This window comes from Parvimonas oralis, from assembly GCF_047608425.1.
GTDB lineage: Bacteria > Bacillota > Clostridia > Tissierellales > Peptoniphilaceae > Parvimonas.
In genome coordinates this window covers 12,779-38,167 of record NZ_JBLKRS010000008.1, presented here as the reverse complement: position 1 = coordinate 38,167, position 25,389 = coordinate 12,779, and the positions used below count along the sequence as shown (strand labels likewise).

Sequence of the window (25,389 nt, the reverse complement as noted above, 5' to 3'; positions counted from 1 at the left end):
ATTGGTTTTCCACCTTCATATAATGGTAAGTCTGCAAACTCATATTTCCATTTGCCATCAGTATCCGGTGTAACATCTTTTCGTATTACTTCACTTGTTTTTCCATCTACCGTTTTCTTCAAGATTACAGTTATTTTTTCAGGTCTCTTTCCATCTTGGTTATCATTGTCATCCCAAGTCTTTTCTCCTGATACTTTTGTTTTTCCAGGTGTATATGAATTCTTAATATTATTTCCATCTATAGTTTTTGTATATCCTGCTACTTCTTCTTCATCTATAGAATAAGTGATTAATTTACCATCTTCATATTTTGGTAAATCATTGAATTCATATGTCCACTTCTTATCAGTACCTTCTTTAACTTCTTTTCTCTGTACCTCTACAGGCTGTCCGTTTTCAACTTGTTTGATTAATTTAACTGTAATTGATTTTGGACGCTTTCCATCTTGGTTGTTTGCATCATCCCAAGTCTTTTCACCTTTTACATCTACTGTCTCCGGTGTATGAGTATTAGTAAGATTATAACCGGATAATGCTCCTACATAACCTGCTACAGCTTCTTCTTCTATAGAATAAGTGATTTCTGTACCTTTTTCATATTTTGGTAAATTCTTGAATTCATAAGTCCACTTTTTGTCAGCACCTTCTCTGACTTCTTGTGTTTGTGCAACTACAGCTTCTGCATTTCCAACTTTTTTCATTAACTTAACAGTTATTTTTTCAGGTCTCTTTCCGTCTTGGTTGTTATTATCATTCCAAGTCTTTTCACCTTTTACATCTACTGTCTCCGGTGTATGTTTATTTGTCAAATTGTAGTCCGGTCCGTTTGTTGTTCTTGATGGAACCTTATCATAACCATCTACTTTTTCTTCATCTATAGAATAAGTGATTAATTTACCGTCTTCATATTTATCAAGATTTTCAAAAGAGTAAGTCCATTTTCCTGTTGCATCAGCTTTTACTACTTTTGTTTGTGCAACTTCAGGTTGTCCACCTTCAACTTGTTTCATTAACTTAACTGTTATTGATTCAGGTCTCTTTCCATCTTGGTTGTCGTTATCATCCCAAGTCTTTTCTCCTGATACTTTTATCTTTTCTTCAGGTTTGTTTTCAATATTTTTTATTGCAACTTTAGTAGTTCCAAACTCCTCAGGCTTAACAGTGATAGGATTTGTTAATTTTTGATAACCTTTTGGAGCTTCAGTTTCAACTAGTTGATACTCATCTCTAAGTAGTTTTCCAATTTCACCACTTCCATCTTGTCCTGTTACAATTTCTCCAACCTTTTGCTTGTTACGAACACGAATAACATCAAACTTAGCACCGGCTAATGGTGTATTATCCTTACCTGTCTTTTGAACTTTAATTTTAAATACATATCCTTCACCAGTACCGCCGGCATCTCTAATTTTATAAGTACTGTTTTCTTCATGGTTATCCGCACCATTTGTAAATTCCGCTTTGTTTTTAATTTCTTCTCCGGCTACCGGGTCATATTTTAACTTCACTTCATAAAAAATTTGAAATCCTCTGTTTATATTTTCAGCACCTATACTTCCAATATCAATTGTAAGTTTTTTACCTTCGAATTTAATTTTTCCTGCATCTTTAAATTCTTTAGTTACATCCTTTCTATTATTAAAATTCATATCAGTTATCTTGTTTTCCCATTGTCCCTGAAAAATTTGAATACTATTTTCGTCAAATTCAACACTATCTGATTGAATTGTGTCTATGAATTTGGCATTAGTTAGAACTACATTGTTTTGGTTAAGCCTAATGTCATATCTTCCTTTAGTTTTATCACTTGTCATCCAGCCAACCTTACTTAATTGTTGACTCGTAAAATGTGGTGGATTATAGTCAACTTTCCCTGCAGGAATAATCTTTCCATTCACTGTTAAAGTTACAGGAAGCTCCCCTGATCCAGTTTGTGTTTCTTTATTAACAGAAACATTAAAATAAAATTTTCCTTTAACACCTGAATGAGTTTCTGCATATTTAGTATATGTAAGTACTATTTTTGCAGGATTTTGATTATACATTTTTGCATGCGCAATGACTTTATCTCCATCCTTTATATCAAAGTGGTCAGGCGGTGAAGTGTTAAATCCTATCGGCAAGGTCATTGTAGTAGTATCATTTTCTTTTACAACATTATCAGGCAATTCGAATTCTGCATATATCCTGAACGGTTGCCATGCTCCAATTTTTTGCCCCGGCTTAAAAGGATTACCGTCTGCATCTGTAACTGATGCTTTTTTAATTACATCTCCTTCTACTTCTTTTGCGTTTGATCTATTGCTAAAAGGCAATAAAACCGAACAAATCATAGCAAATACTAAAAGAAAACTTAATCTTCTTTTCGTTAAGCTTTTCATAAATGTTCCTCCTTATTTATGTTTCTTTATAATTCGATATTATGATGTTGAAATATATTTTTTATTTACAATCTCCCCAAAAGATATATAAACAAAAATAATAAATTTCAAATCAATTATAGTGCATTATATTATACCACAAAACAAAAAAAATGACAAAAAAACAGATAGTTTTTATTGCTATCTGTTTTTATTGTGCCATTTAATTTATAATCAGGTTATTTGCAGATTATATTATACATTATTTTGTATATTTATTACGCCTATAAGCAATTAGTCCTAATAGTGTTACTGATGTTAATATACAGTAAATGTATAGAGATAAGTCATTTGAACTTCCTGTTTTAGGTAATTTTGTACTAGGTTTAAGAGGTTTTGGAATTTCTACATTTTTGTTAGTAATATTGAAACCATCTTTCATACTTCCGCTGTAACTTACATTGTATGAATTACTACCAAATTTAATTGCATTTTCACTTTCTCCAACTTCTTTAACTGTATATTGATAGTAGTTTGTGCTTCCAAGTCCGTCTGCCACTTCCAGTTTTTCAAAAGTTGCTGTCCAATTATTTGCTTTTGTAAGTTCTACTTTCTTTCCTGTAGCTACTCCATCTTTGTACAATTCTACCTCTATCTTTTCAACAGGTGCTTCAATAACATTACCTTTAATATCTTTCCACTCTTTTGTTACTTTGATATCTCTTGTCGGCGGTATCATCGGTGTCCAAGGTGTTTTTTCCTTATTAGTTATTGTAAAGCCATCTTTCATTGTACCGGCATAAGCAACTCCGTACCATTTGTCATTTAGTTGAATTGCTGAACCATTTTCTCCAACTTCTTTAACTGTATAGTTGTGATTTACTCCGCCTAAAGTTGCTGATACAGGTAATTTTTCAAAAGTAGCTGTCCAATTATTCGCTTCATTTAAAGTAAGTTTTTTACCGGTTGAAACATTATCTTTAAATAATTCAACTTCAATTTCATTAACAGGTATTGAATGTCCTTCAAGCAAATCCCAAGTCTTTGTTACCTTTAAATCTCTTGTAGGAATTTCCATCGGTGTCCACGGCATTTTTTCTTTGTTAGTTATCGTTAAACCGTCTTTCATTGTACCGGCATAACTAACTCCATACCATTTGTTATTTAGTTGAATTGCTGAACCATTTTCTCCAACTTCTTTAACTGTGTATTGATAGTAGTTTGTACTTCCAAGTTTATCTGCCACTTCAAGTTTTTCAAAAGTTGCTGTCCAGTTATTGTCCTTTGTTAATTCTAATTTCTTTCCTGTAGCAACTCCATCTTTATACAATTCAACTTCTATCTTTTCTACAGATGCTTCTGCATTCGTACCTAAAATAGTTTTCCACTCTTTTGTTACTTTGATATCTCTTGTTGGCGGTATCATCGGTGCCCACGGCAACTTTTCTTTATTAGTTACTGTAAGACCATCTTTCATTGTTCCGCCATAAGCAACTCCATACCATTTGTTATTTAATTGAATTGCATTTTTATCTTCTCCAACTTCTTTAACTGTGTATTGATAGTAATTTGTACTTCCAAGTTTATCTGCCACTTCAAGTTTTTCAAAAGTTGCTGTCCAGTTATTTTCATTTGTTAGTTCTGCTTTCTTTCCTGTAGCTTCTCCGTCTCTATACAATTCTACTTCTATCTTTTCAACAGATGCTTCTGCATCAGTTCCTAAAAAGTTTTTCCACTCTTTTGTTACTTTGATATCTCTTGTCGGCGGTATCATTGGTGTCCAAGGTAATTTTTCTTTATTAGTTACTGTAAGACCGTCTTTCATTGTTCCGCCATAACTAACTCCATACCATTTGTCATTTAGTTGAATTGCTGAACCATTTTCTCCAACTTCTTTAACTGTGTATTGATAGTAATTTGTACTTCCAAGTTTATCTGCCACTTCAAGTTTTTCAAAAGTTGCTGTCCAATTATTTGCTTTTGTAATTTCTACTTTCTTTCCTGTAGCAACTCCATCTTTGTACAATTCTACTTCTATCTTTTCAACAGGTGCTTCAATAATATTACCTTTAATATCTTTCCACTCTTTTGTTACTTTGATATCTCTTGTTGGCGGTATCATCGGTGCCCATGGCATTTTTTCCTTATTAGTTATTGTAAAGCCGTCTTTCATTGTACCAGCATAAGCAACTCCATACCATTTATTATTTAGTTGAATTGCATTTTTATCTTCTCCAACTTCTTTAACTGTGTATTGATAGTAGTTTGTACTTACAAGTTTATCTGCCACTTCAAGTTTTTCAAAAGTTGCTGTCCAGTTATTTTCATTTGTTAGTTCTGCTTTCTTTCCTGTAGCTTCTCCGTCTCTATACAATTCAACTTCTATCTTTTCAACAGTTGCTTCTGCATCATTTCCTAAAAAGTTTTTCCACTCTTTTGTTACTTTGATATCTCTTGTTGGCGGTATCATCGGTGTCCAAGGTAGTTTTTCTTTATTAGTTACTGTAAGACCGTCTTTCATTGTTCCGCCATAACTAACTCCAAACCATCTATTATCTAATTTAGTTGCTGAACCACTTTCGCCAACTTCCTTAACTGTATAGTTGTGATTTGTTCCACCTAAAGTTGATGATACTGGTAATTTTTCAAAAGTAACTGTCCAATTATTTCCTTCATTTAAAGTAAGTTTTTTACCAGTTGAAACATTATCTTTAAATAATTCTACTTGAATTTCATTAACAGGTATTGTATGTCCTTCAAGCAATTCCCAAGTCTTTGTTACCTTTAAATCTCTTGTAGGAATTTCCATCGGAGTCCATATTAAAGACCAAATCGCATATAACTCAATATCTTTATCAAGAATTCCTGTTTTAAATGTATCTCCTATAGAATACATAGTTCCTTTGCCGTCAGCTTGTGTATTCCACCCTTTGAAGATATATCCGGCTCTTTTCATCGTACCGGCATTTAAAACAGTCACTTTATCAGTATCAGCATCATTTCCGTCTGCTTTAACGGATGGATAGTATTCGTTATTATCCTTTGGTGCTTCTCCCTTTACATCAGCGTGATTTTTATTATAATTTACTTTTCCGTAAACTATAATATCATATTCTGCTTTTACAGTATCTTCAGGTATTGCTTGATTAGTACTTGCCAATGTGTTGGTTGTTGTAACTTCGGCTTTAATTTTACCTGTAGTCTTTCCACTAACTTTTCCCTGACTATCAACATCCGCTACATCATTTTGTAGTTCAAGATATTTCAATTCAGGAGTTACAGTAGGATGGTCACTTGTTGCCACAGCATTACCTGCTCCTTCATTTGACTCTTCTCCAACATGAAGATTAACTGTTTCAGTTTTTATCTTTGGAATTTTGATAAGTCCACAACCGATAGCATCGAGTGCTTTTTCTCTTACCAATTCCGGTAATTCAGCCGTTTTATAGCTTGTTCTGTCAAAATCAGAGTTCTTTGATTTTAACATATCCGAATCTTTTGCCTTCAATGTAAGTTTAGTTTCACCATTTGGCATAGTAACCTTTATCCATTGACCGGCATCAAGCATAAAGCTCTTTAATTCATATCTTCCATTTTCATCCGTTGTTGTACTATGAATCAAAGTATTAGCAGGAATTAACTTATTATTAATAGTTATGTCACGATTTGGAGAATATAGTTCAAGTTTAATATCTTTTGCTTTTGTTTCTCCATCATCAAGTTTTCCGTTTTCGTTCTTATCCCACCAAACATCTGATGAAATAATTGCAAAATTTCCATAAATATACTTTGCAGGATTTATATATCCGGTCGTTTTAAATCCTGTATAGTCAGTTGCTTCAAAACTTCCCCCAATGTATGCTTGAAGCTCATCAGTTGTAGTTTTAGCATGTGTTTTAAGCGGTAATTTAATATTTACCTGACTACCTTTTGGAAGTTCTCCTAAATCAAATTTAACATGAGTTACCTTTGACCAATCAGTTATATTTTCTGCTAAAACAAATGTATTTCCACCATCTATACTATAACTGAATTCCTGTTTACCCGGACGACTATCTCCCATTACAGCAACTTCACCTGTCAAATACATATTAACCTCTGTTTTCGGAGTTTGAACAGTTTCATTTTGTTGCGTATAAGAAATAGATTTACCTTTTTTAGGAATTTCAATAATAGCCTTAAAATCCTTAAATCCATCAGAATCCGGAGCTTGAACGAAGAAATCTCCTCGTAAATTATCTATTTCATCAGGATAGAAAGTCTGTGTTGGGAATTTACTTCCCGCTGTTCCATATACGATATTATCATATTTTCCGGGAAATATATTTGATCCTACCGCTGTATTCTTGGATACAATAACTTCCACCTTACTCAAATCTATTCCAAATAGTTTCTTTTCCTTTGTAGCATTAAGAGCATTTGCTGCATTTTCAGTTAGCTTAAACAAATCTCCTTCAATCTTTGCATAACTATAATATTCTTTTTTACTACCGTCAAGTTTACTCTCAAGTTTACTCATATCATAGTAAACCATTCCGTATGGATGATGTTCATTTTCTCCGGGAGATGTAACACTTGTATATCTAAAACTCTTTAATGCAATTACAATAGAATCTTCCAAAAACTTTAGAGCACCATCATTATAGTAATCATAGAATGAATGATGCCAATCACCAGTTGTAATTTTTCGAATTTTCCTGTCTAGTTCATCTATTCCTTTGTCAGTAATAGACATCTTAATCCATAATTTTCCATCTGCATCCTTAATCTGTTCGATTTTTACATTGCCGGATGCATTGTCATATCCTAAAAATTTACAATTATCCACATCTGCTGAAAACTGTTTATCTGTGATTTCTACATAGGCAGATTCAGGAATACCATAAGGCATTTTCCCTTTCTCAGGCATATCTGAATTCATTGCATAAGCATAAGCTTTTGTTCTGAAGGTTACCTTCTGTATGCTTGTTCCGGTCTGTGAAATAGAATTATTCGTTTCACTTCCTGCAGGTTCAATTACATTATTGACAGTCTTATTTGTAACAATATAAGTTCTTGTAAGAAGACCATAACGTTGTGGTAATATTATAGAATTCCATCCCCTACCTCCAAAAGCTTGTCCTTTTCCGGCATCGTGAATATGATTACCATCACTACAGTTATCGTTATAATATCTCCCTTCCAAATTTTGAACAAAAAAGTTCTTAGCATTGTAAAATACTCCCTTATCAGATTCCAGAGTCAACGGATTTCCTTTATAGTCCGTATTTCTAAGTTCATATTCAATATTGGAGAACAGTACAACTCTTCCATTTTCTTTATCTGCAAAAGAATCCATATTATACATTCCATCATAAGTTAAAACAATACTTGTCAAATGTTCTGTATCTCTGTTAATACCAAGATCTATTTTTGTTCCATCTTCAATATTTCCAATATTATATACTTTTTCTGCACCTTCTACTCCAAACATATTGTCCGCGGTTTTATAAATTATTTTCCATCCGCTTAAGGATTTATTAGCTGTAAATTTTCCGGTCAAAAGTCCTGTTTTATCCACCTTGGTATCCAATCCCTTAAGATTTAAAGTTCCTACTGTCAAATCAATTCTAGGATTTTTTGTAACAGGAGAAAATTCTTTATTCTTTCCATAGTCAAAGAATAAAGTCCATGTATCATAAAAAGTTCCATTTTCCGCTTGATTAGGGAAAAGAATTTTTTCTTTTAATCTATCCCCTGTACTTTCCGCCTTCAAAGGTGTACATTTTTTTGGTTTTACTGTAACCCAAAAGAAATCATCCTTTGCTTTTCCGCTAACATTATTAACAGGATTTTTTACAGAATTGCTTGCTTCATAATCAAAATTGTCATTTGCATCCGCATTTGAATCAGTTGATTTGGCAGAATATTTTACTTGTAAAAGTCCGGATGCATCCGGTGTTACATAAAAATCAAATTTACTTTGCCCCTCTGTCAATCTATGTGTACTTGCATGATATCTTCCACCATAATATGTGTCTGCATTAAAAATTTCATTATTTAATTGTTCCCAATACACTTGAACTTTAGTAACTCTTCCGCCGGAAGTATCAAAATTTACTTTAGGGAAATTATTTATATCATTTGTTCTATGAACATAGGAATTTACTGCCACTTCATGTACTCTTCCATCTTCTGTGGTATAAACAACCTTTTCTACCTTATAATATAATGACCATGTGCTTGTAGTTCCCGTCCATGCAGTAGGCTGAATTTCTTTTGGAAATTCATAGGTCTCAACTGTAGCACCCGTTTTATTCTTTGGAAAATATTCATTCCAATCTCCATTTGCATCCTTTAGAATATAATATTCATTACTTAAACGAGCATAACCGACATTTGAATAATTGGCATCCGGAGATACTGCATTTGCAGTATAAAAATTATCTCCATGTTTAAATAGTTGATATCCTTGTCCTGTAAAAGAATGTATGGCATAACCATCTACAGTATGGGCTTTCAAAGTTTTAATCTTTACCCCTTGATTAGCCTCGCTTATAACAACTTCCTTTTTGCCATCTATTCCATTTGGAGTTTCGAAAACAAATTCAGGTGTTGAAGCCTCATATAAAGTGTCAGAGCCAATATTATCTATTCCATCAGGAACTTGCCATATAGGCGAAAATCCATTTGTAAATGCATCTTTCCATTTGTGATTGCTTCCGTTATTATATATAGGTTTTTTTGGTGTTATAAGATAGTATTTTCCTTTACCATCATTATCATTTTTTACTTCACTGATTGTAAAATTAGAAGCAAGTTCATTTTCATATAAAGCTTTCCTCCCCTTGAATTGCTTTAAAATAAAATTTCCATCAGCATCTTCTTTTTTTGGAACGAAAAGCTTAATATGTTTTAGCTTCATCAGAGGTGTATCTCCATCATGAATTGTTCCCTGCTTGTAATAATAGTAGTCCCAGTTTCCCATAAACGGACCACTCTGAGGGCTGTCATCATAAAAATTTATAAATGAGGAATTTGCTATCTTCGCCATACTGCTTGTATTTAGATGACGATTTCCTGTTACTGTAGTTTTAGTATCTTCATAATTAATTGGAGACATTTTCCATTTGTATTCAGATGGATTGCCTGTGCTGTTAATCGGTGTGTTGTTTTCTCCCTCACAAGCTGAAACATTGAGATTTGTTTCAAGTTTTCCTTCATTTATCCATTTTTCACATTCTTCAGCAGTCAAACTGCGTCTATTAAAAGCAATATTAAATACTAAACTTGATCCTCCACCTAAAGAGCCAAGAAATTTATCATTAATATCATATATAATTTTTGTAACTTTATCATAATTCTTTTGTGAAACCGCATCCAATGGAATTACTTTGCCCTTTGCATCTAGCATTGTAATTTTTTCAAATTGTACTCCTTCAATTCCGGGATTAGCAAGTTTGAATCCATAGGTTGGTATATCTACAACAATTCTTTGGTCACCAAACTCAGTATTACCATCGTCTTTTACTTGATAGAAAGGAGTATAATTTATGGTGAACAATGTATTTGTCATAGTTGCCAAATTATATTTATTTACTGATGTTCCATCTCCATTTGATGCATCATTAATCTTATGGCTGTCATCATATACCACAAGTTTACCATTTCCCATTGGAATTCCCCTATTGAGAGAAGCAGATTTAATTAAAGATTTATTAAATATAGACTTAACTTTGTCTTCTTTTTCTTCTTTTCCTTCTAACTTATCGTCTTTGACTTCAATTTTATTGTCCTTTTTATCTTCTTGTTCTTTAGAATTTATCTTTTCGTCAGTTTCCTTATCAGTTTTTTTAAAATCTGTAATTGTATCTTTATTCAATTTTCCTTCTGCAAAAACAACAGTATTCGGAACAATTATCCCTAATAGCATTATAAAAACTAAGAAAAAAGCTGTTAATTTTTGTAATGTCGTCCTTTTATTCATATAATTTTTCCCCTTCCTAATCTATATTAAGATATTTGATATTTCAATATTAAAAATAAAATCTCATTTTTTGATAACAATTAAAATTCTATAAATATAGTATATTTATGTAATACAAACTACTTTATATCTATATTATTTTTAGTAATAACTCCATTCGATTATTATACCAAAAACAGTATAAAAAATCCACTTTTTTGTCAAAATTTTAGCATTTTAATTGAAATTTTTAATCATTTATAGCAATTTTAACTTTATTATGATTTTAAGTCTTATTTATTATTTTATATTAACTATATATGATTACTAATGCTACAAATTCTCTTCAAATATATTTTCCGTATAAGTCAAGTTTTAATCTATACAAAATATTAATATATTTCTCATTTTTACAGAATAAACAAATCAATTTTAATCGGATATCTCAACAAATAAAATATCTTCTTTTTCCAATTCTAAACTCTTTTCAATTTTTCCGTTTTTAAAATAATATGCCCCGCCAACACTTATTGGCTCGTCTTTTGTGATAGAATTTACTAAAAGCACATTATCTGATGCAGATTTGGATTGAACTGCATAATCATATTGTTCAGTATTTTTCCATTCATCTTTTGTAAAATTACAATAAACAGGCCAAAGTAAAATTCCATTTGTTTTAAACTTTTCAGGGCAAATCCACATATCTCCGCATAGAGCAATTTTAAATTCTCTGTTTTTATAAATAAATGTATCTGAAATCTCTCCTTCACAATAATGTTCATCTGTAATGGAATACTCTTTCCAATTTTTTGTAATTCTTCTATAGTTATGAATTATTTTTCCTTTTTCTATTACTACAAAAGAAGAATAAATCTTTTCTTTTTCTCTTTCAATATATCCGATACCAAGGTCAATTTTATACTTTTCACTAAGTTTTTTTAATTTTTCCATTATTGCAGAATCCTTTGTAATTGCAACATCTTTGTCTGTTTCATAATTCCAAGAAAGAGAGTCGAATCCTTGCAAAAAAGTTTCTCCAAAACAAAGTAAATCCGCCTTTCCGTTAGCAGAGATAATCGCCTTTTCTATTTTTTCAATATTATATTCAATTTCCCCATTCTTAAACTCATAAGAAACCAATCCTATTTTCATATTCCCTCCATTTTTTAAGTTTCATTTAATATAAATATTTTATCATATAAGTAGTATTTATAAAAATAAATTTTGTGTTTTTTTTGTTTTTGTAGTATAATCAAATTGCAAGGTATTTTCATTAGAAAAATTAAAACAATGAAAATTATTGTGAATTTTTGTTTAAGGAGGCAATATGAAAAGTATAAAAATTGATGAATTTAAAAACTTTAAGTTTTTAGGAAATTTACATTTAAGTAAAGATGAAAAAAATCTATTCTACACAGTTTCTAATATGAATTTAGAAAAGAATTCTTATGAGCATAGAATTTATAAAATGGATTTAGAAACTAAAAAATCTTTCGTTTTTACTAATGGTGCTAGGGAAAGTTCTTTTATTGAGCTTTTAGACGGTTCTATTCTTTTTGCAAGTGATAGAGAAGGCAAAAAAGACGATTCGGATTCAACTAAATTTTATAAAATATGTACTTCCGGTGGCGAAGCTGTTTTAGACTTTACTATTCCTGCTTTAGTAAATACAATAAAACAAATTAATGAGGATGAATTTTTAGTTTTAGCTAATTTTAACAGAACAAAAGAATTGGAAAAAATAGAAAAAGAATCAAAAAAGGAAGATAGTAAAGAAGAAAACAAAGAAAAATTATATGATGATTCTAAAGATTATCTTGTTGCAACTGAAATTCCTTTCTGGGGAAATAATATAGGTTTTACTAACGAAAACAGAAGCAGACTTTATCTTTTCAACAAAAAAACTTCTGAATTCATCCCATTAAGTGATGATATTACCGATATTTACGGTTTAGAATTAAATGAAGATAAGACTAAAGCTGTATTTATCACAACATCTTATACAGGAAAAATGCCACTTGTAAATGAGGTTAAAATTTTAGATATTAAAACTAAAGCAATTGATATTTTGGCAAAAGGCTATTCTTTTGCTTATGCAAACTTTATTGATAATGAAAATATTATTGCTATGGCAACAGATATGAAAGAATATGGTTTGAATGAAAATTCAAATATCTATATTATAAACATTGCGGAAAAATCTTTCGAAAAAATTGTAAATGACAATTTTGATATGTGTATGAACAACTCTGTTGGAACTGATATGAGATTAACAGGTGGCAAAAGCACTTTAGTTAAAGATGGATTTATGTATTTCATAAATACCGAAGTAAACAGTTCATATCTATATAAAATAGATAAGAATGGAAATCTTGAAAGATTAAACGAAAAATCAGGTTCAATTGACTGTTTTGATGTTTCCGAAGGCGGAAAAATTTATGCTGTCGCACTAAAAGAATCTAATTTACAAGATATTTACGAAATTTCAACAGAAGAAGAAAATAGAATTTCATTCCATAATGATACGACAGAATATTCACTTTCTGAAATTGAGGAAATTTCATTTACAAATGATGGAATAGGCTTTATCGGATATGTTATGAAGCCTGTTGACTATGATCCGGAGAAAAAATATCCAGGTGTACTCCATGTTCACGGTGGTCCTAAAACAGTTTTTGGAAAAGTATTCCATCACGAAATGCAATTTTTAGCAAATAACGGATATTTTGTATTTTTCACAAATCCTAGAGGTTCAGATGGTAGAGGAAAAGAATTTGCGGATATTCGTGGAAAATATGGAGAAATTGACTTTGATGACTTAATGAAATTTACAGATGCTGTAATTAAAAACTATCCTGCACTTGATGAAGAAAAACTTGCAATCATGGGTGGAAGTTACGGCGGTTTTATGACTAATTGGGCAATCGGACATACAAACAGATTTAAAGCTGCTTGTTCACAACGTTCAATTTCTAATATGACTTCTGAATTTTTACTTACAGATATAGGATATTATTTCATTGATGATCAAATCTCTGCAACTCCTTGGAATAATTACGAAAAATTATGGTATCATTCCCCACTTAAATATGCAAATAAGGCACAAACACCTACACTTTTCATCCATTCAGATGAAGATTACAGATGTTGGATACCGGAGGGAATTCAAATGTTCTCTGCTTTAAAATATCACGATGTACCTGCAAGACTTGTAATGTTTAAAGGTGAAAATCACGAGCTTTCAAGAAGTGGTAAACCAATGCATAGAATAAGAAGATTAAAAGAAATATTCGATTGGTTTGAAAATTATTTAAAATAATTTAAAAATTAAACAAAAAGAGCTATGTTCAGTTTTCATAACATAGCTCTTTTTTAATTATAATTTAATTTAAAGTCCAATTTTTTTCAAATTTTCAATGGAAATAGTATCCATTTTGTAATCAAAATCTGTAGTCATATCAAAAAACTCTCCATTAGTTAAAGGTTCATAAACTAAAACTGTTTTTATTTCCCTTTTCTTTGCGGTTTTTAAAGGTGCTTCAGTATCATCAAAGAATATAATTTCTTTCACATCTTCATTATGCTTTTTTATTGCCCAATCATAATATCTTTCATCATCTTTTAGATATCCGCAATCATCACAAGTTTGAATATAATCAAAATACTTCATAAGTCCCGTTCTTTCTAAACAATTTTTACAAAGACCGATATTTGTAGCGGTATTTAAAGAAATTTTATAACCTTTGTCCTTTAAATAATCCATAGCTTCTATTACATTCTCTTTTGCGCCATAAATTTCATCATATCCTTCTTTTACATATTTTAAATTTCTTGCATAAATTTCGTCCGGAGTTAAATCAAGATTAAAATAATTTTTTATTGCTATTCCCCTTGCATAAAGTTTCTTTCCTTTAAACAACTCCTTTAGTTCATCAGTCTCTTCTAAATTCATCTCTTTAAGAAAATAAGAACAGCTTCCAAACCAACCCCCAATGGAATCTATCAAAGTCCCGTCCATATCAAACATTACACACTTCATAATTTCCTCCTGATAAATATAATATTATGGTAAAATTTTTTGCCATAAAAAATAAAGTTGCTTATATTTTATCATATTTTAATTAATATCTCAAATAAGCAATTATTATATTGACTATATATTAACTATTTTCTTGTATTAAAATATTTTTTAACAAAATTATTTAAAAAGTGTTGACATTAAAATTCCATTATGCTATAATTTAGCAACAATATTAAATAACACTTATCCAGAGTGGCGGAGGGACTGGCCCTATGAAGCCCGGCAACCTGTTTTTAAAAATAAGGTGCTAATTCCAGCGAGTATTCGGAAGATAAGAAATTAGTTTCAAAATCTCTTATCAGAGATTTTTTTTTATACCTTGAAACAATAATAATTTTTCGAAAATATAGAAAAGGAGGTTTGTATGATTAAAATTGAGAATTTAGTCAAGATTTATGACAATGGATTTAAGGCTGTTACTAATATTAATTTAGAAATCAAAAAGGGAGAAATATTCGGTATAATCGGTATGAGCGGTGCCGGTAAATCATCTTTAATCAGATGTATTAATCGACTTGAAGAGCCAACTCAAGGAAATATTTTTATAGACGGTAAAGATATTGTAAAGATGAATAGCAAAGAACTTAAGGAAGCTAGGAAAAACATGGCTATGATTTTTCAATCTTTCAATCTTTTTTATCAAAAAAATGTTTTTGAGAACATTGCTTATCCACTAAGAATAAATAAGTGGAAGAAAAAAGATATTGAAGAAAGAGTAAATACTCTTTTGGAATATGTTAATTTGAAAGAAAAGATATATGAATATCCTGCAAATCTTTCCGGTGGTCAAAAACAAAGAGTAGCCATTGCAAGAGCTTTGGCGGTTCAACCAAAAATTTTACTATGTGATGAGGCAACTTCTGCCCTAGATCCGCAAAGTACAAAGTCAATTTTAGAATTACTTTTAAAAATCAGAGATGAATTTAATCTTACAATTGTTTTAATTACTCATCAAATGGAGGTTGTTAAGGCAATATGTGATAGAGCGGCGGTTATAGAAAATGGAGAAATTATAGAACAAGATACTGTTTTAAAACTATTTACTTCTCCGAAAACTGCAACTACAAAGAAATTCATTGAAACTCTTCCACAATTTGAAGATTATGATGAATTACCGGTAGCAGATTATAAAGGTTGTATTCTAAGACTTGGTTTTACAAAGGAAACTACAACAAAACCTATTATATCAGAACTTATACGTCAAAAAAATCTTGATATAAATATAATAAGTGGAAATATCGATAAGATTAAAGAAGGTAAGGTAGGACATTTAATAGTAGAAATCTTTGAGAAAGACAGAGTTGATGAAATTAAAAACTTCCTTGAAGATAAAAAAGTTTTAGTTGAGGAGGTAAATTAGAATGACAAATTCATTGATAAAAGCAGGTTTTCAGACAATTTATATGGTATTCTTCTCATCATTACTTTCAATTATAATTGGAGGATTTTTAGGAGTTATTTTAGTTATTACAGATAAAAATGGAATAAAGAGCAACAAATTTGTTTATTCTATCTTAAGTTTTATTGTAAATATCTTTAGATCTGTTCCATTTCTTATATTGATAGTTTATATTTTACCGGTTTCTAAAGTTTTGACAGGAAAAATGATAGGACCAACAGCCGCAATCATTCCATTAACTGTTTCAGCTATTCCCTTTGTAGCTAGAATTTTTGAAAATGCTTTAAAGGAAGTTGATTATGGAACTATTGAAGCAAGTATTTCAATCGGTTCAAGTGATTTTGAAATTATTAAAATTATGCTTTCCGAATCTTTGCCAACTTTAATAAACGGAATTACCTTAACGATTATAAACTTAATTGGTTATTCAGCAATGGCAGGAACTATAGGTGCACAAGGTCTTGGAGACTTGGCTATAACTTACGGTTATCACAGATTTAAGTATTTAGAGATGACAATTCCCGTTATAGTAATAATACTATTAGTACAAATTGTTCAAATCTTAGGAAATTTGATTTCCAAAAAAATTAATAAAAAATTAAATATATAGGAGAAAAAATATGAGAAAAAAATTATTAGCATTAGCCTTAGGATTAGTTGTAGTTTTAACTACAGCTTGTGGAGCAAAGAGCTCAGACAATAAAAATACAGAAAAAAAAGAAACAAAAGTTGTAAAAATCGGAGTTTCTCCGGAACCACATCAAAAATTAGTTGAATTAGTTAAAGAAGATTTAGAAAAAGAAGGAATTAAGCTTGAAATTGTAACTTTTACAGACTATGTTCAACCTAATTTAGCTTTAGACGGAAAAGAATTAGATATTAATTTTTTCCAACACAAACCATATTTAGATAAATTTAATTCTGAAAAAAACACTAAAATATCATCTCTTGGAAATATTCACGTTGAACCAATGGGATTATACTTAAATGGAAAAACTGAAATTAAAGATGGTGCTGAAATTGCTATTCCAAATGATGCTTCAAACGGAGCAAGAGCTTTAATTTTACTTGATAAAAATGGTTTAATTAAATTAAAAGACAATACAAATATTCTGTCAAGTGTAAAAGATATTGTTGAAAATCCAAAGAAAATTAAATTTACTGAAGTTGAAGCTGCTCAATTACCAAGAGTTATTAAAGACGTTGACGGTGCTGTAATAAATGGAAACTATGCAATTGAAGCCGGTCTTAACCCAACAAAAGATGCTAAATTCATCGAAGGAAAAGACTCTCCTTATGCAAATATACTTGCGGTTAGAACCGGAGAAGAAAATAACGAAACTTACAAAAAAGTTTTAAAAGCCCTACAAAGCGAAAAAGTTAAAGAATTTATAAATAAAACATATAATGGAGCTGTTGTTCCTGCATTCTAAGCTTTTTTCATAACATTCCCCCAAAAAGTGTAGACATTATATCTACACTTTTTGCTTTATACTTATAATATTGGATTTACAACCCTAAAAAAGTAATCTGCAATTTCTTCAGGACTTTCCTTCATCTGATCATTTATCCACCATTTAACAGTTTCCACAAATGAACAACAGATATGATTTTTTAGGAATTTTTTAAATTTTTCATCTTCCGTATTGTCAATAACAATATATTCATCTATCATCTTAAATAGATAAGTTTTAAAATATTCTAAAAATAAATCATTGCTTTCGCAACTTAAAACTTTTATAAATTTTTCCTTATTTTCTTTTAAATGATATAATATATGTGTAATTAAAATTTTAGGATTTCTCTTTGAGTTTTCAAAAACCTTTGAACACTCCCTACTCAAATCATTGGAAAAAATATGTTCAAATAATTCTCTACAAATTTCTTTTAATAAATCATCCTTTGTTTCAAAATGAGAATAAAATGTACTTCTACCTATATCTGCAAGGTCTATAATTTCCTGTACAGTTATTTTATTATAATTTTTCTTTGATAAAAGCTCTGTAAATGCCATAAAAATTGCTTTTCTAGTTTTAATTTGTTGCCTATTCATAAACTCCCCCATACATTTTTTAAAAAATGTTCAAAGTATTACTATTTTGATTAATTGCTTATTGATATGTAATATCTATAGTGGTACAATTAAATCAAACAAAGTGTTCGTTATTAAATTAATTGTAGCATTATAGACAGAAAAAATCAAGGAGGATTATATGATAAACAAAATTTCAAAACTTTTTAGCGGTTTAAACTTTACTCTAATTTCAATAGCATTTTTTGTATTAAATGTGGTTTTAAATCTCTTAAAGATAGAAACTGTGTTTAAGCCCGTTTGGATAAGTATTTTTATTTCCGCTTTTCCTTTCTTTGTAGGTGCTGTTAAAAACTTAATAAAATTTAAAATTAAAAATTCACTTTTAATTTCAATTGCAGTAATTGCTTCAGTATTTGTTGGAGAATATTTTGCAGCAGGTGAAATTGCAATTCTTATGGCAATTGGAGAGCTTTTGGAAGACTATACGGTTGACAGAGCCAAAAAAGGTCTTAATGATTTAATTTCTTCCGCTCCAAAAAAAGCAAAGAAACTTATTAAAACTAATGATTCTTATACTGTTAAAGAAGTTCCGATTGAAGAAATTGAAAACGGAGATTTAATCAGAGTTATGCCTGGAGAAATAATTTCAGTTGATGGAATTATAAAAGAGGGTTTTTCTTCTATTGACCAATCAATTCTAACAGGAGAAAGTTTACCGGTTGACAAAACCGTTGGAGATGAAGTTTTCTGTGGTTCTATGAACTGTTTCGGAAGTATCGACATTATAGCAAAAGATGTTGAAAATTCTTCCTTGCAAAAATTTATCGACTTGGTTGAAAGAGCGGAAAAAGAACAAACTCCTATGCAAACAGTAATTGACAGACTTGCAGTTAAACTCGTTCCTACTGCACTTTTAATTGCAATTGCAACTTTTGTAATAATGGTGCTATCTAAATTTGATTTATACACTTCAATAAATAGAGCAGTTACAGTTTTAGTTGTATTTTGTCCTTGTGCCCTATTTTTATCAACTCCGACAGCAGTTATGGCTTCAATCGGTCAAGCAAGTAAGCATGGTGTAATAATAAAAACATTTAATGCCCTTGAAAAACTTGCAAAAGTAAATAAAATAGCTTTTGATAAAACAGGAACTTTAACTTATGGAAAATTAAATGTAAATGATATAGAAAATTTTTCAGAGTTTTCTGACGAAAAAATAATGTCCTTAATTTCCAGTTTAGAATCAAAAAGTGAACATCCTATTGCAAAATCTGTAACAGAATATTTAGATAAAAAGAATATTAAAAAAGAAAATGTTGAAAACTTTAAAATGAAAATTGCAAGAGGTGTTGAAGGAGAGATTTTAGAAAATAAATACTTCTGTGGTAATGAAAAATACTTTAAAGAAAATAATATAAATATCAAAGAAAATGTAAAAGAAAAAATTGAAAAATACTCAAGTGAAGCTAAAAACATAATTCTTTTCGGCGATGAAAAAGAAGTTTTATCAATAGTAACTCTATCAGACACCCTAAGAGAGAACGCAAAAGAAATGGTTGAAAAGTTAAAAAGCTTTGAAATTGAACCACTACTTTTAACCGGAGACAATCTTTCAACCGCAAAATATTTTTCAGAAAAAGTTGGAATTACAAATGTAAAAGCAGGGCTTTCTCCTGAAGAAAAATTTGAAAATATAAAAAGTCTAAAAGAAAATAATGTCGTTTGTATGATTGGAGACGGAATAAACGATGCTCCTGCTCTTAAACTATCTGATGTTTCGGTCGCAATGGGAAAAACAGGTAGCGACATTTCAATTGAGAGTGCAAATATTGTACTAATGGGACATGATGTTTCAAAAATAGTTTATCTGAAAAAACTTGCAAATGCAACAGTAAAGACTATAAAATTCAATATTGTAGCATCTCTTTTAATTAACTTTGTAGCAGTAATTTTATCAGTACTTGGAGTTTTAAATCCATTGGTTGGTGCAATAGTGCACAATCTAGGCTCAATACTTGTAATTTTAAATGCGTCATTATTGTATGACAGAAAATTTAATTAAATTTTTTACAAGATACTTAACAAAAGTAGATAAAAGGGACTTAAATGTAATCTAAACAAAAATAAATAACTCGAATGTAGTAAAAAATTCATTCCGAAAAAAAGTTAATTAAATATAAAAGTAAATAATATAATAATAATATTCCCAAAGTCGATTATAACAAATTAAAGACTTGGGAATATTTTTTCTGTAGTAAAGATTATTGATTAAAATAAAGTTATCACAACCATTTACTTATTGTAAATGGGTAAAATTATCATAATATATGATATTAAATTATATCCCATATGAGCAAATATACAGGAAAGTATTGAACCTGTATATAAATAAATCAAACCTAATATTATCCCACAAATAAATGAAGGAATTATTTGAGCAATATTAAAGTGTAATAATGCAAACAGTATCGAAGATATAAGTAAAGCAACAATAATTCCATAATTTACGGATAAACCGTTTAGTATAAATCCCCTCATTAAAAGTTCTTCAAGAATAGGAGCAAATATACAAAAATCAATTAGACTTACAATAGGTGAGGAAATTATTGATTGAATTGTCTGTTGATAATTTTCTTTACTCGATGGAAAAATACTTTCAAATATAGGATCTAATCCTTTATCTAAAAGAAAATAGAATAATACTGAACAACATATAGCTATTACTATTCCTTGAATAGAAATATTTTCTAGTAAATTAAGTTTGAAATTCTCTTTTCTTTCCAATAAAACAAAAAATACAACCATGCTCAATGCAACAGTTATTATATTCAAAATTCTACTGTAATTCGAAGCAATTTTTCTCCATATCACAATATCAAGAGTAGTATATATAAACATAAATCCAAACCAAACTAATACCCATAAAATACCTTTACCGATAGATATTCCACTATTCATAATATATTCTCCTTATAAAACTCCTATCAATTTTTTAATTTAGTATTGTAATAATTGTAATACTATGAGCATTTCTAATTATCATATAACTATCAACAATTATGTACTATTTCTACTTTTCTATTCTTTTTTATTATATCACTTTCATTAATTTTTTTCTATTTATATATGTGAAACAATATAGTTTTATCATATGGCTTATTAAATAAAAAACTTAATATCACATATGTACTTCATATAGACTGAAAACACAAATTTTCCAACGAAATCTAATTCATATATTAAATTGATTATAATTGAATATCAAAAATATACACTAAATTAAATACAAAAAAATAACTCGATATTTTTTATTGCAAAAATTGTGAATATATGTTATGATTTTAGAATAATTTTAGATATTTTTACGGAGGATATAATGGTTAAAAGCAATGAAATAGATATGATAAATGGAAAGACCTTGAAAAAAATGGTATTCTTTTCAATTCCAATTATTTTTACAAGTGTCTTTCAATTACTTTTTAATACAATAGACATAATAGTTGTCGGACGATATTCTGGAAGCACAGCACTTGCAGGAGTTGGAGCGACTTCATCACTAATTAATTTACTTGTGAGTTTATTAATTGGGATTTCTATGGGAATAAGTGTAACAATGGGAAAATATTGTGGTGCAAGAGATTATAAAAACGCATCCGATACTGTTCACAATGCAATTGCTCTTGCAATTATTTCCGGAACAATTTTACTTTTTGTTGGAATTATTGCCTCAAGACCTATGTTACATCTTATGGGAACTCCTGATGAAATTATAGATTTATCCGTGCTTTATATGAAAATAATCTTCTTGGGAAGTCCCGCTGCAGCCATATATAATTTTGGAGCGGCACTTTTAAGATCCATTGGAGATACAAAAAGACCCCTATTCTTTTTAATAGTTTCCGGTATCTTAAATGTTATATTGAATCTATTTTTTGTTATAATTTTAAAAATGAGTGTTGACGGAGTTGCAATAGCGACAATAATTTCTCAATATGTTTCAGCAATTATGATGATATCATTCTTATCAAAAACTGTAGGATATATGCATCTTAATTTAAGAAAAATAAAATTACAAAAAGATAAAGTTATTAGTATTTTAAGAATAGGACTTCCAGCTGGACTTCAAGGTATTGTATTTAGTATTTCAAATGTATTAATTCAATCCTCAATAAATACTTTTGGAAAACTTGTTATTGCAGGAAATACCGCTGCAATAAATATTGAGGGCTTTGTATATATGTCAATGAATTCAATCTATCAATCGACATTGAGTTTTACAAGTCAAAATATGGGAGCAAAAAAATATCATAGAATAGATAAAATTTTATTACAAGGTCTTGGAATTGTTACAGTTGTTGGACTTGTACTTGGAATTGGTGCATATTCTTTAGGAAATATACTTCTTGGAATTTTCACGGATAATCCTGAAGTAATTATGTACGGACTTAACAGAATGAAAATTGTATCAGCAACATATCTACTATGTGGACTAATGGACGTAACAGTCGGTTCCTTAAGAGGAATGGGTTATTCCATTTTGCCGATGATTGTTTCCTTGACAGGTGCTTGTCTATTCAGAGTAATTTGGATATTTACTATATTTCAAATTTATAGGACACAGGAATCCCTTTACATTTCATATCCGATTTCATGGGCATTGACAACGACAGCACATATCTGTTGCTATTTAGTGATAAGAAAAAAATTATTAAAACAAAATGATGAAATTAAAAAAGGAGCTCTCGCTCCTTAAAATGCAGACAAAAATGTCTGTTTTTTTTATTGTGAAACAACAAGGTTCCCGGGCACCCACCCGATGCGAAGCATCGTGGAAGGGTGGGGTTCTTATTTAAAATTTAAAACTATAATACTTTGTAAATCCAATTTAATTTACTGTTTTGGTAATGGATGTATCTTCGATACATTTTACTTTTGATTGTTTACAATCAAAAGTATGAGATTTCTCCATTTTGCTAACGCTCCAGTCGAAATGACGTATAAGGAAAATTCTTAGATTAAGAGCTAAACGTGAACAGTAAATAAACCTGAAAAATTTTATATAGCACAGAAAATTAAACATTCACGTCATAGCAACAAGCAAAGCAAATCCCATAACACGTCATCTTGAGCGTAGTCGAGAGATCTCCTAAAGCCCCTTTATTATGAATTAAATATTTGTAGTCAATAATACTGAATTAAAAGTATGAGATTTCTGCAGTCGATTGTCCCCAAATCAAAGATTTGGACAATCTTTGCGTCAGACCTACTATAGATTATTTACAAGTAAATAATCTAAGTTAGGGCTAGATTCACTACACTCAGCTATGCTTCGTTTCGGTCGAAATGACGTATAAAGAGAAATCTTCGATTAATAGCTATACGTTAAAAGTAAATAAACTTCAATTGTTTAAAAACTTCTAGGAAGTGAAATAATTCACGTCATAGCAACTAGCAAAGCAAATCCCCCAGCACGTCATCTCGACCGTAGTTGAGCAAAGCGAAACGAAGTGGAGAGATCTCCTAAAGCTCCTTTATTATGAAACAAAAATTTATTTATCCATATTGCCTGATAATTCTATCAAAAATACAATTCCCGTTTTGCTTTTTTCTACTTTGTATTTTATTCCATAGTTCAATAAAATATTTTTAACAATATATAAGCCCAGACCATTACTGTTTTCTTTATTTAAGCTGAAACTAATTTCAAATATTTTATTTACATCCAAATCGTCATTATTTTTATAAGAATTTTCGATATAAAGCCAATCATCTTTTGTTCCAATGTTAATTAAACCATTTTCGTCGGAATATTTAACTGCATTGTTTATTAAATTGGACAGTACAATTTTAAGTGCAGTCATTCCTATATAGATTTTTTCATTTTTCAGATTATTATTGATTTTTATATTTTTATGATTTGCAAGTAACATATATTGCTTCAAGACATCTTCTAATATATCATTGACAACTATTATTTCTTCATCATTTTTCAAATGTTCAAACGAAGAAACTGACAGCATTTGTGAAATACTTCTTGTCAAATGATCGACTATGTCAATACAATTTTCGATATATAAATCTCTATTTTTATATTTTCCAATATTGTATTTCATATTTTCCAATATTATTTTTAGACTTGCTAAAGGAGTTTTTAATTCATGTGATGTTCCCCTAAAAAAATCATATTTTAATTTTTCTAATTTTACTATTTCTTCATTTTTAAGCTCTAAATCGTCTATCAGCTTTAGCAGAGTACTATACAAATCATTAATCTGTTCCTTTAATTCTCCAACTTCATTTGTAGAATTAATTTTTAAATAAGCAGTTCTATCCAAACGCATCATTTTTTTCGTAACATTTTTTATTTCTTTTATATTATTAGTTATCGCCTTTGCATAAATAAGTGAAACTATGATTGAAAAAATAAAAGATATAGCTAATGAATAAGGCAAGAATTTAAAGCTGAGTTCTTTAGCATCCTTTTTCATATCTGCGGTAGAAATAAATTGTATGGAGATTTTTTTACCACCCTTTAATTCTACTTCCCTTTCTTCAATAATTAAAGAATTGTCTCCGCTCTTTAAATTCACATTGATATCATCGCCTATTTGGACTTCGTCATCTCCGTTTTCTCCTTTTATAAATGCCTTTATATCACTACTTTTAGAAAAAAATTCCAAAGACTGTTCTACAAATTTTAAATCCTTTCCCATAATATTATTTGAGATTTCATCGGCTTTTGAATAAAGTTCCTGCTTTCTCGTCTCTAAATAAGTTCTCGGAAAAATAAAAAACACCAATAAATGTATTAACACAATTACAGTTCCGAGAATTCCGAATGTCTGCAAAAACATTTTTGGAAATATTTTTAAATTCTTCATTTTCTCTCCAATTTATAACCAACATTTCTGATTGTTACAATACAATCCAAACCAAGTTTTTTTCTCAACTCTTTTATATAGACATCTATAACTCTGTCAAAAGGAATTTCATCCGTTTCTTTCCACACATTATCTATTATCTGTGCTCTGGTCAAAGCATGTCCTTCATTTTCCAATAAATATTTTAATATCTCAAGTTCTTTTGCATTTATATCCACATCTTCGCCATTGTATTTCGCTGTGTAACTTGTGAAATTAACTTCGGCATTATTATATTCAAATTTTTCATGACTTCCATAATGCCTTTTAACTAAAGAATCTATTCTAACTTTTAAAACAGGAAGTGAAAATGGCTTTTCCATATATCCATCTGCCAAACTTGAAAAAGCATTTATCTTATATTCCTCATCATTAAATGCTGTAAGCATCAGCACAGGCAAATTACTTTTTTTTCTGATTTCTTTTAAGACTTCCAACCCGTTTAGGAAAGGAATTTGTATATCTAAAATTACTAAATTAATCTCATTGTTATTAAATTTTATTAAGGCTTCCTGTCCGTCTTTCGCTTCAATAATGTCATAACCGAATGCAGATAAATACTCACAGATTCCCTCTCTGATAATTTGATCGTCTTCGACAACTAATATTCTCATAAGCCCTCCTTTTATAAAAAAATTTACTAATACTA

Annotated in this window: 14 protein-coding genes and 1 riboswitch; of the genes, 6 read left to right on the top strand and 8 right to left on the bottom strand. The window is 29.8% G+C overall.

Features of this window, described 5'->3' with window-relative positions; genetic code table 11:
• From ACMX2D_RS06995 to ACMX2D_RS06985, 3 genes are all read right to left on the bottom strand, one after another.
• Positions 1-2,381 (bottom strand): Cna B-type domain-containing protein (locus ACMX2D_RS06995; RefSeq protein WP_414973302.1); only part of this gene is annotated, 2,381 nt, incomplete at its 3' end.
• A 241-nt stretch (positions 2,382-2,622) separates the two neighbouring features.
• The gene (locus tag ACMX2D_RS06990) at positions 2,623-10,326 is read right to left on the bottom strand and encodes a Cna B-type domain-containing protein (RefSeq protein WP_414973301.1); all 7,704 of its coding nucleotides are present in this window, start codon (positions 10,324-10,326) and stop codon (positions 2,623-2,625) included.
• Between the two features lie 411 nt (positions 10,327-10,737).
• Complete coding sequence (locus tag ACMX2D_RS06985) at positions 10,738-11,457, bottom strand: carbon-nitrogen hydrolase family protein (RefSeq protein WP_414973300.1); 720 nt, start codon at positions 11,455-11,457, stop codon at positions 10,738-10,740.
• 175 nt (positions 11,458-11,632) lie between these two features.
• On the opposite strand from ACMX2D_RS06985, the gene ACMX2D_RS06980 reads away from it, so the two are divergent.
• Positions 11,633-13,624, top strand: coding sequence for an alpha/beta hydrolase family protein (locus tag ACMX2D_RS06980; RefSeq protein ID WP_414973299.1), 1,992 nt, complete (start codon positions 11,633-11,635; stop codon positions 13,622-13,624).
• Between the two features lie 69 nt (positions 13,625-13,693).
• Here ACMX2D_RS06980 and ACMX2D_RS06975 read toward each other — a convergent pair whose 3' ends face one another.
• The gene (locus ACMX2D_RS06975) at positions 13,694-14,344 is read right to left on the bottom strand and encodes an HAD family hydrolase (RefSeq protein WP_009447535.1); all 651 of its coding nucleotides are present in this window, start codon (positions 14,342-14,344) and stop codon (positions 13,694-13,696) included.
• Positions 14,345-14,566: 222 nt separating this feature from the next.
• Positions 14,567-14,664, top strand: a riboswitch (SAM riboswitch).
• A gap of 86 nt (positions 14,665-14,750) precedes the next feature.
• On the opposite strand from ACMX2D_RS06975, the gene ACMX2D_RS06970 reads away from it, so the two are divergent.
• Genes ACMX2D_RS06970 through ACMX2D_RS06960 form a run of 3 tightly spaced genes read left to right on the top strand, consistent with a single transcriptional unit; the run spans position 14,751 to position 17,218 of the window.
• On the top strand, positions 14,751-15,746 hold the full coding sequence (locus ACMX2D_RS06970; RefSeq protein ID WP_009447560.1) for a methionine ABC transporter ATP-binding protein: 996 nt from the start codon (positions 14,751-14,753) through the stop codon (positions 15,744-15,746).
• Between the two features lies 1 nt (position 15,747).
• Positions 15,748-16,395 carry a methionine ABC transporter permease gene (locus ACMX2D_RS06965; RefSeq protein WP_414973298.1) on the top strand — a complete coding sequence of 216 codons (648 nt, stop codon included), beginning with the start codon at positions 15,748-15,750 and terminating at the stop codon, positions 16,393-16,395.
• 10 nt (positions 16,396-16,405) lie between these two features.
• Positions 16,406-17,218 carry a MetQ/NlpA family ABC transporter substrate-binding protein gene (locus ACMX2D_RS06960; RefSeq protein ID WP_414973297.1) on the top strand — a complete coding sequence of 271 codons (813 nt, stop codon included), beginning with the start codon at positions 16,406-16,408 and terminating at the stop codon, positions 17,216-17,218.
• A gap of 62 nt (positions 17,219-17,280) precedes the next feature.
• On the opposite strand, the gene ACMX2D_RS06955 is transcribed toward ACMX2D_RS06960, so the two are convergent.
• Positions 17,281-17,838: a TetR/AcrR family transcriptional regulator gene (locus ACMX2D_RS06955; protein WP_414973296.1), complete on the bottom strand. Its 558-nt coding sequence runs from the start codon at positions 17,836-17,838 to the stop codon at positions 17,281-17,283.
• Positions 17,839-17,998: 160 nt separating this feature from the next.
• Between ACMX2D_RS06955 and ACMX2D_RS06950 the strand changes: the two genes are divergently transcribed.
• Complete coding sequence (locus ACMX2D_RS06950) at positions 17,999-19,882, top strand: heavy metal translocating P-type ATPase (protein WP_414973295.1); 1,884 nt, start codon at positions 17,999-18,001, stop codon at positions 19,880-19,882.
• A gap of 230 nt (positions 19,883-20,112) precedes the next feature.
• On the opposite strand, the gene ACMX2D_RS06945 is transcribed toward ACMX2D_RS06950, so the two are convergent.
• Positions 20,113-20,778, bottom strand: coding sequence for a CPBP family intramembrane glutamic endopeptidase (locus tag ACMX2D_RS06945; RefSeq protein ID WP_414973294.1), 666 nt, complete (start codon positions 20,776-20,778; stop codon positions 20,113-20,115).
• Between the two features lie 418 nt (positions 20,779-21,196).
• Between ACMX2D_RS06945 and ACMX2D_RS06940 the strand changes: the two genes are divergently transcribed.
• A complete protein-coding gene (locus ACMX2D_RS06940; RefSeq protein ID WP_414973293.1) occupies positions 21,197-22,573 on the top strand; it encodes an MATE family efflux transporter in 1,377 nt (458 codons plus the stop codon).
• 796 nt (positions 22,574-23,369) lie between these two features.
• Here ACMX2D_RS06940 and ACMX2D_RS06935 read toward each other — a convergent pair.
• A complete protein-coding gene (locus ACMX2D_RS06935) occupies positions 23,370-24,701 on the bottom strand; it encodes a HAMP domain-containing sensor histidine kinase (RefSeq protein ID WP_414973292.1) in 1,332 nt (443 codons plus the stop codon).
• Positions 24,698-25,354 carry a response regulator transcription factor gene (locus ACMX2D_RS06930; protein ID WP_414971808.1) on the bottom strand — a complete coding sequence of 219 codons (657 nt, stop codon included), beginning with the start codon at positions 25,352-25,354 and terminating at the stop codon, positions 24,698-24,700. Before ACMX2D_RS06930 ends, ACMX2D_RS06935 begins: the two co-directional genes overlap by 4 nt.
• Between the last annotated feature and the right edge of the window lie 35 nt (positions 25,355-25,389).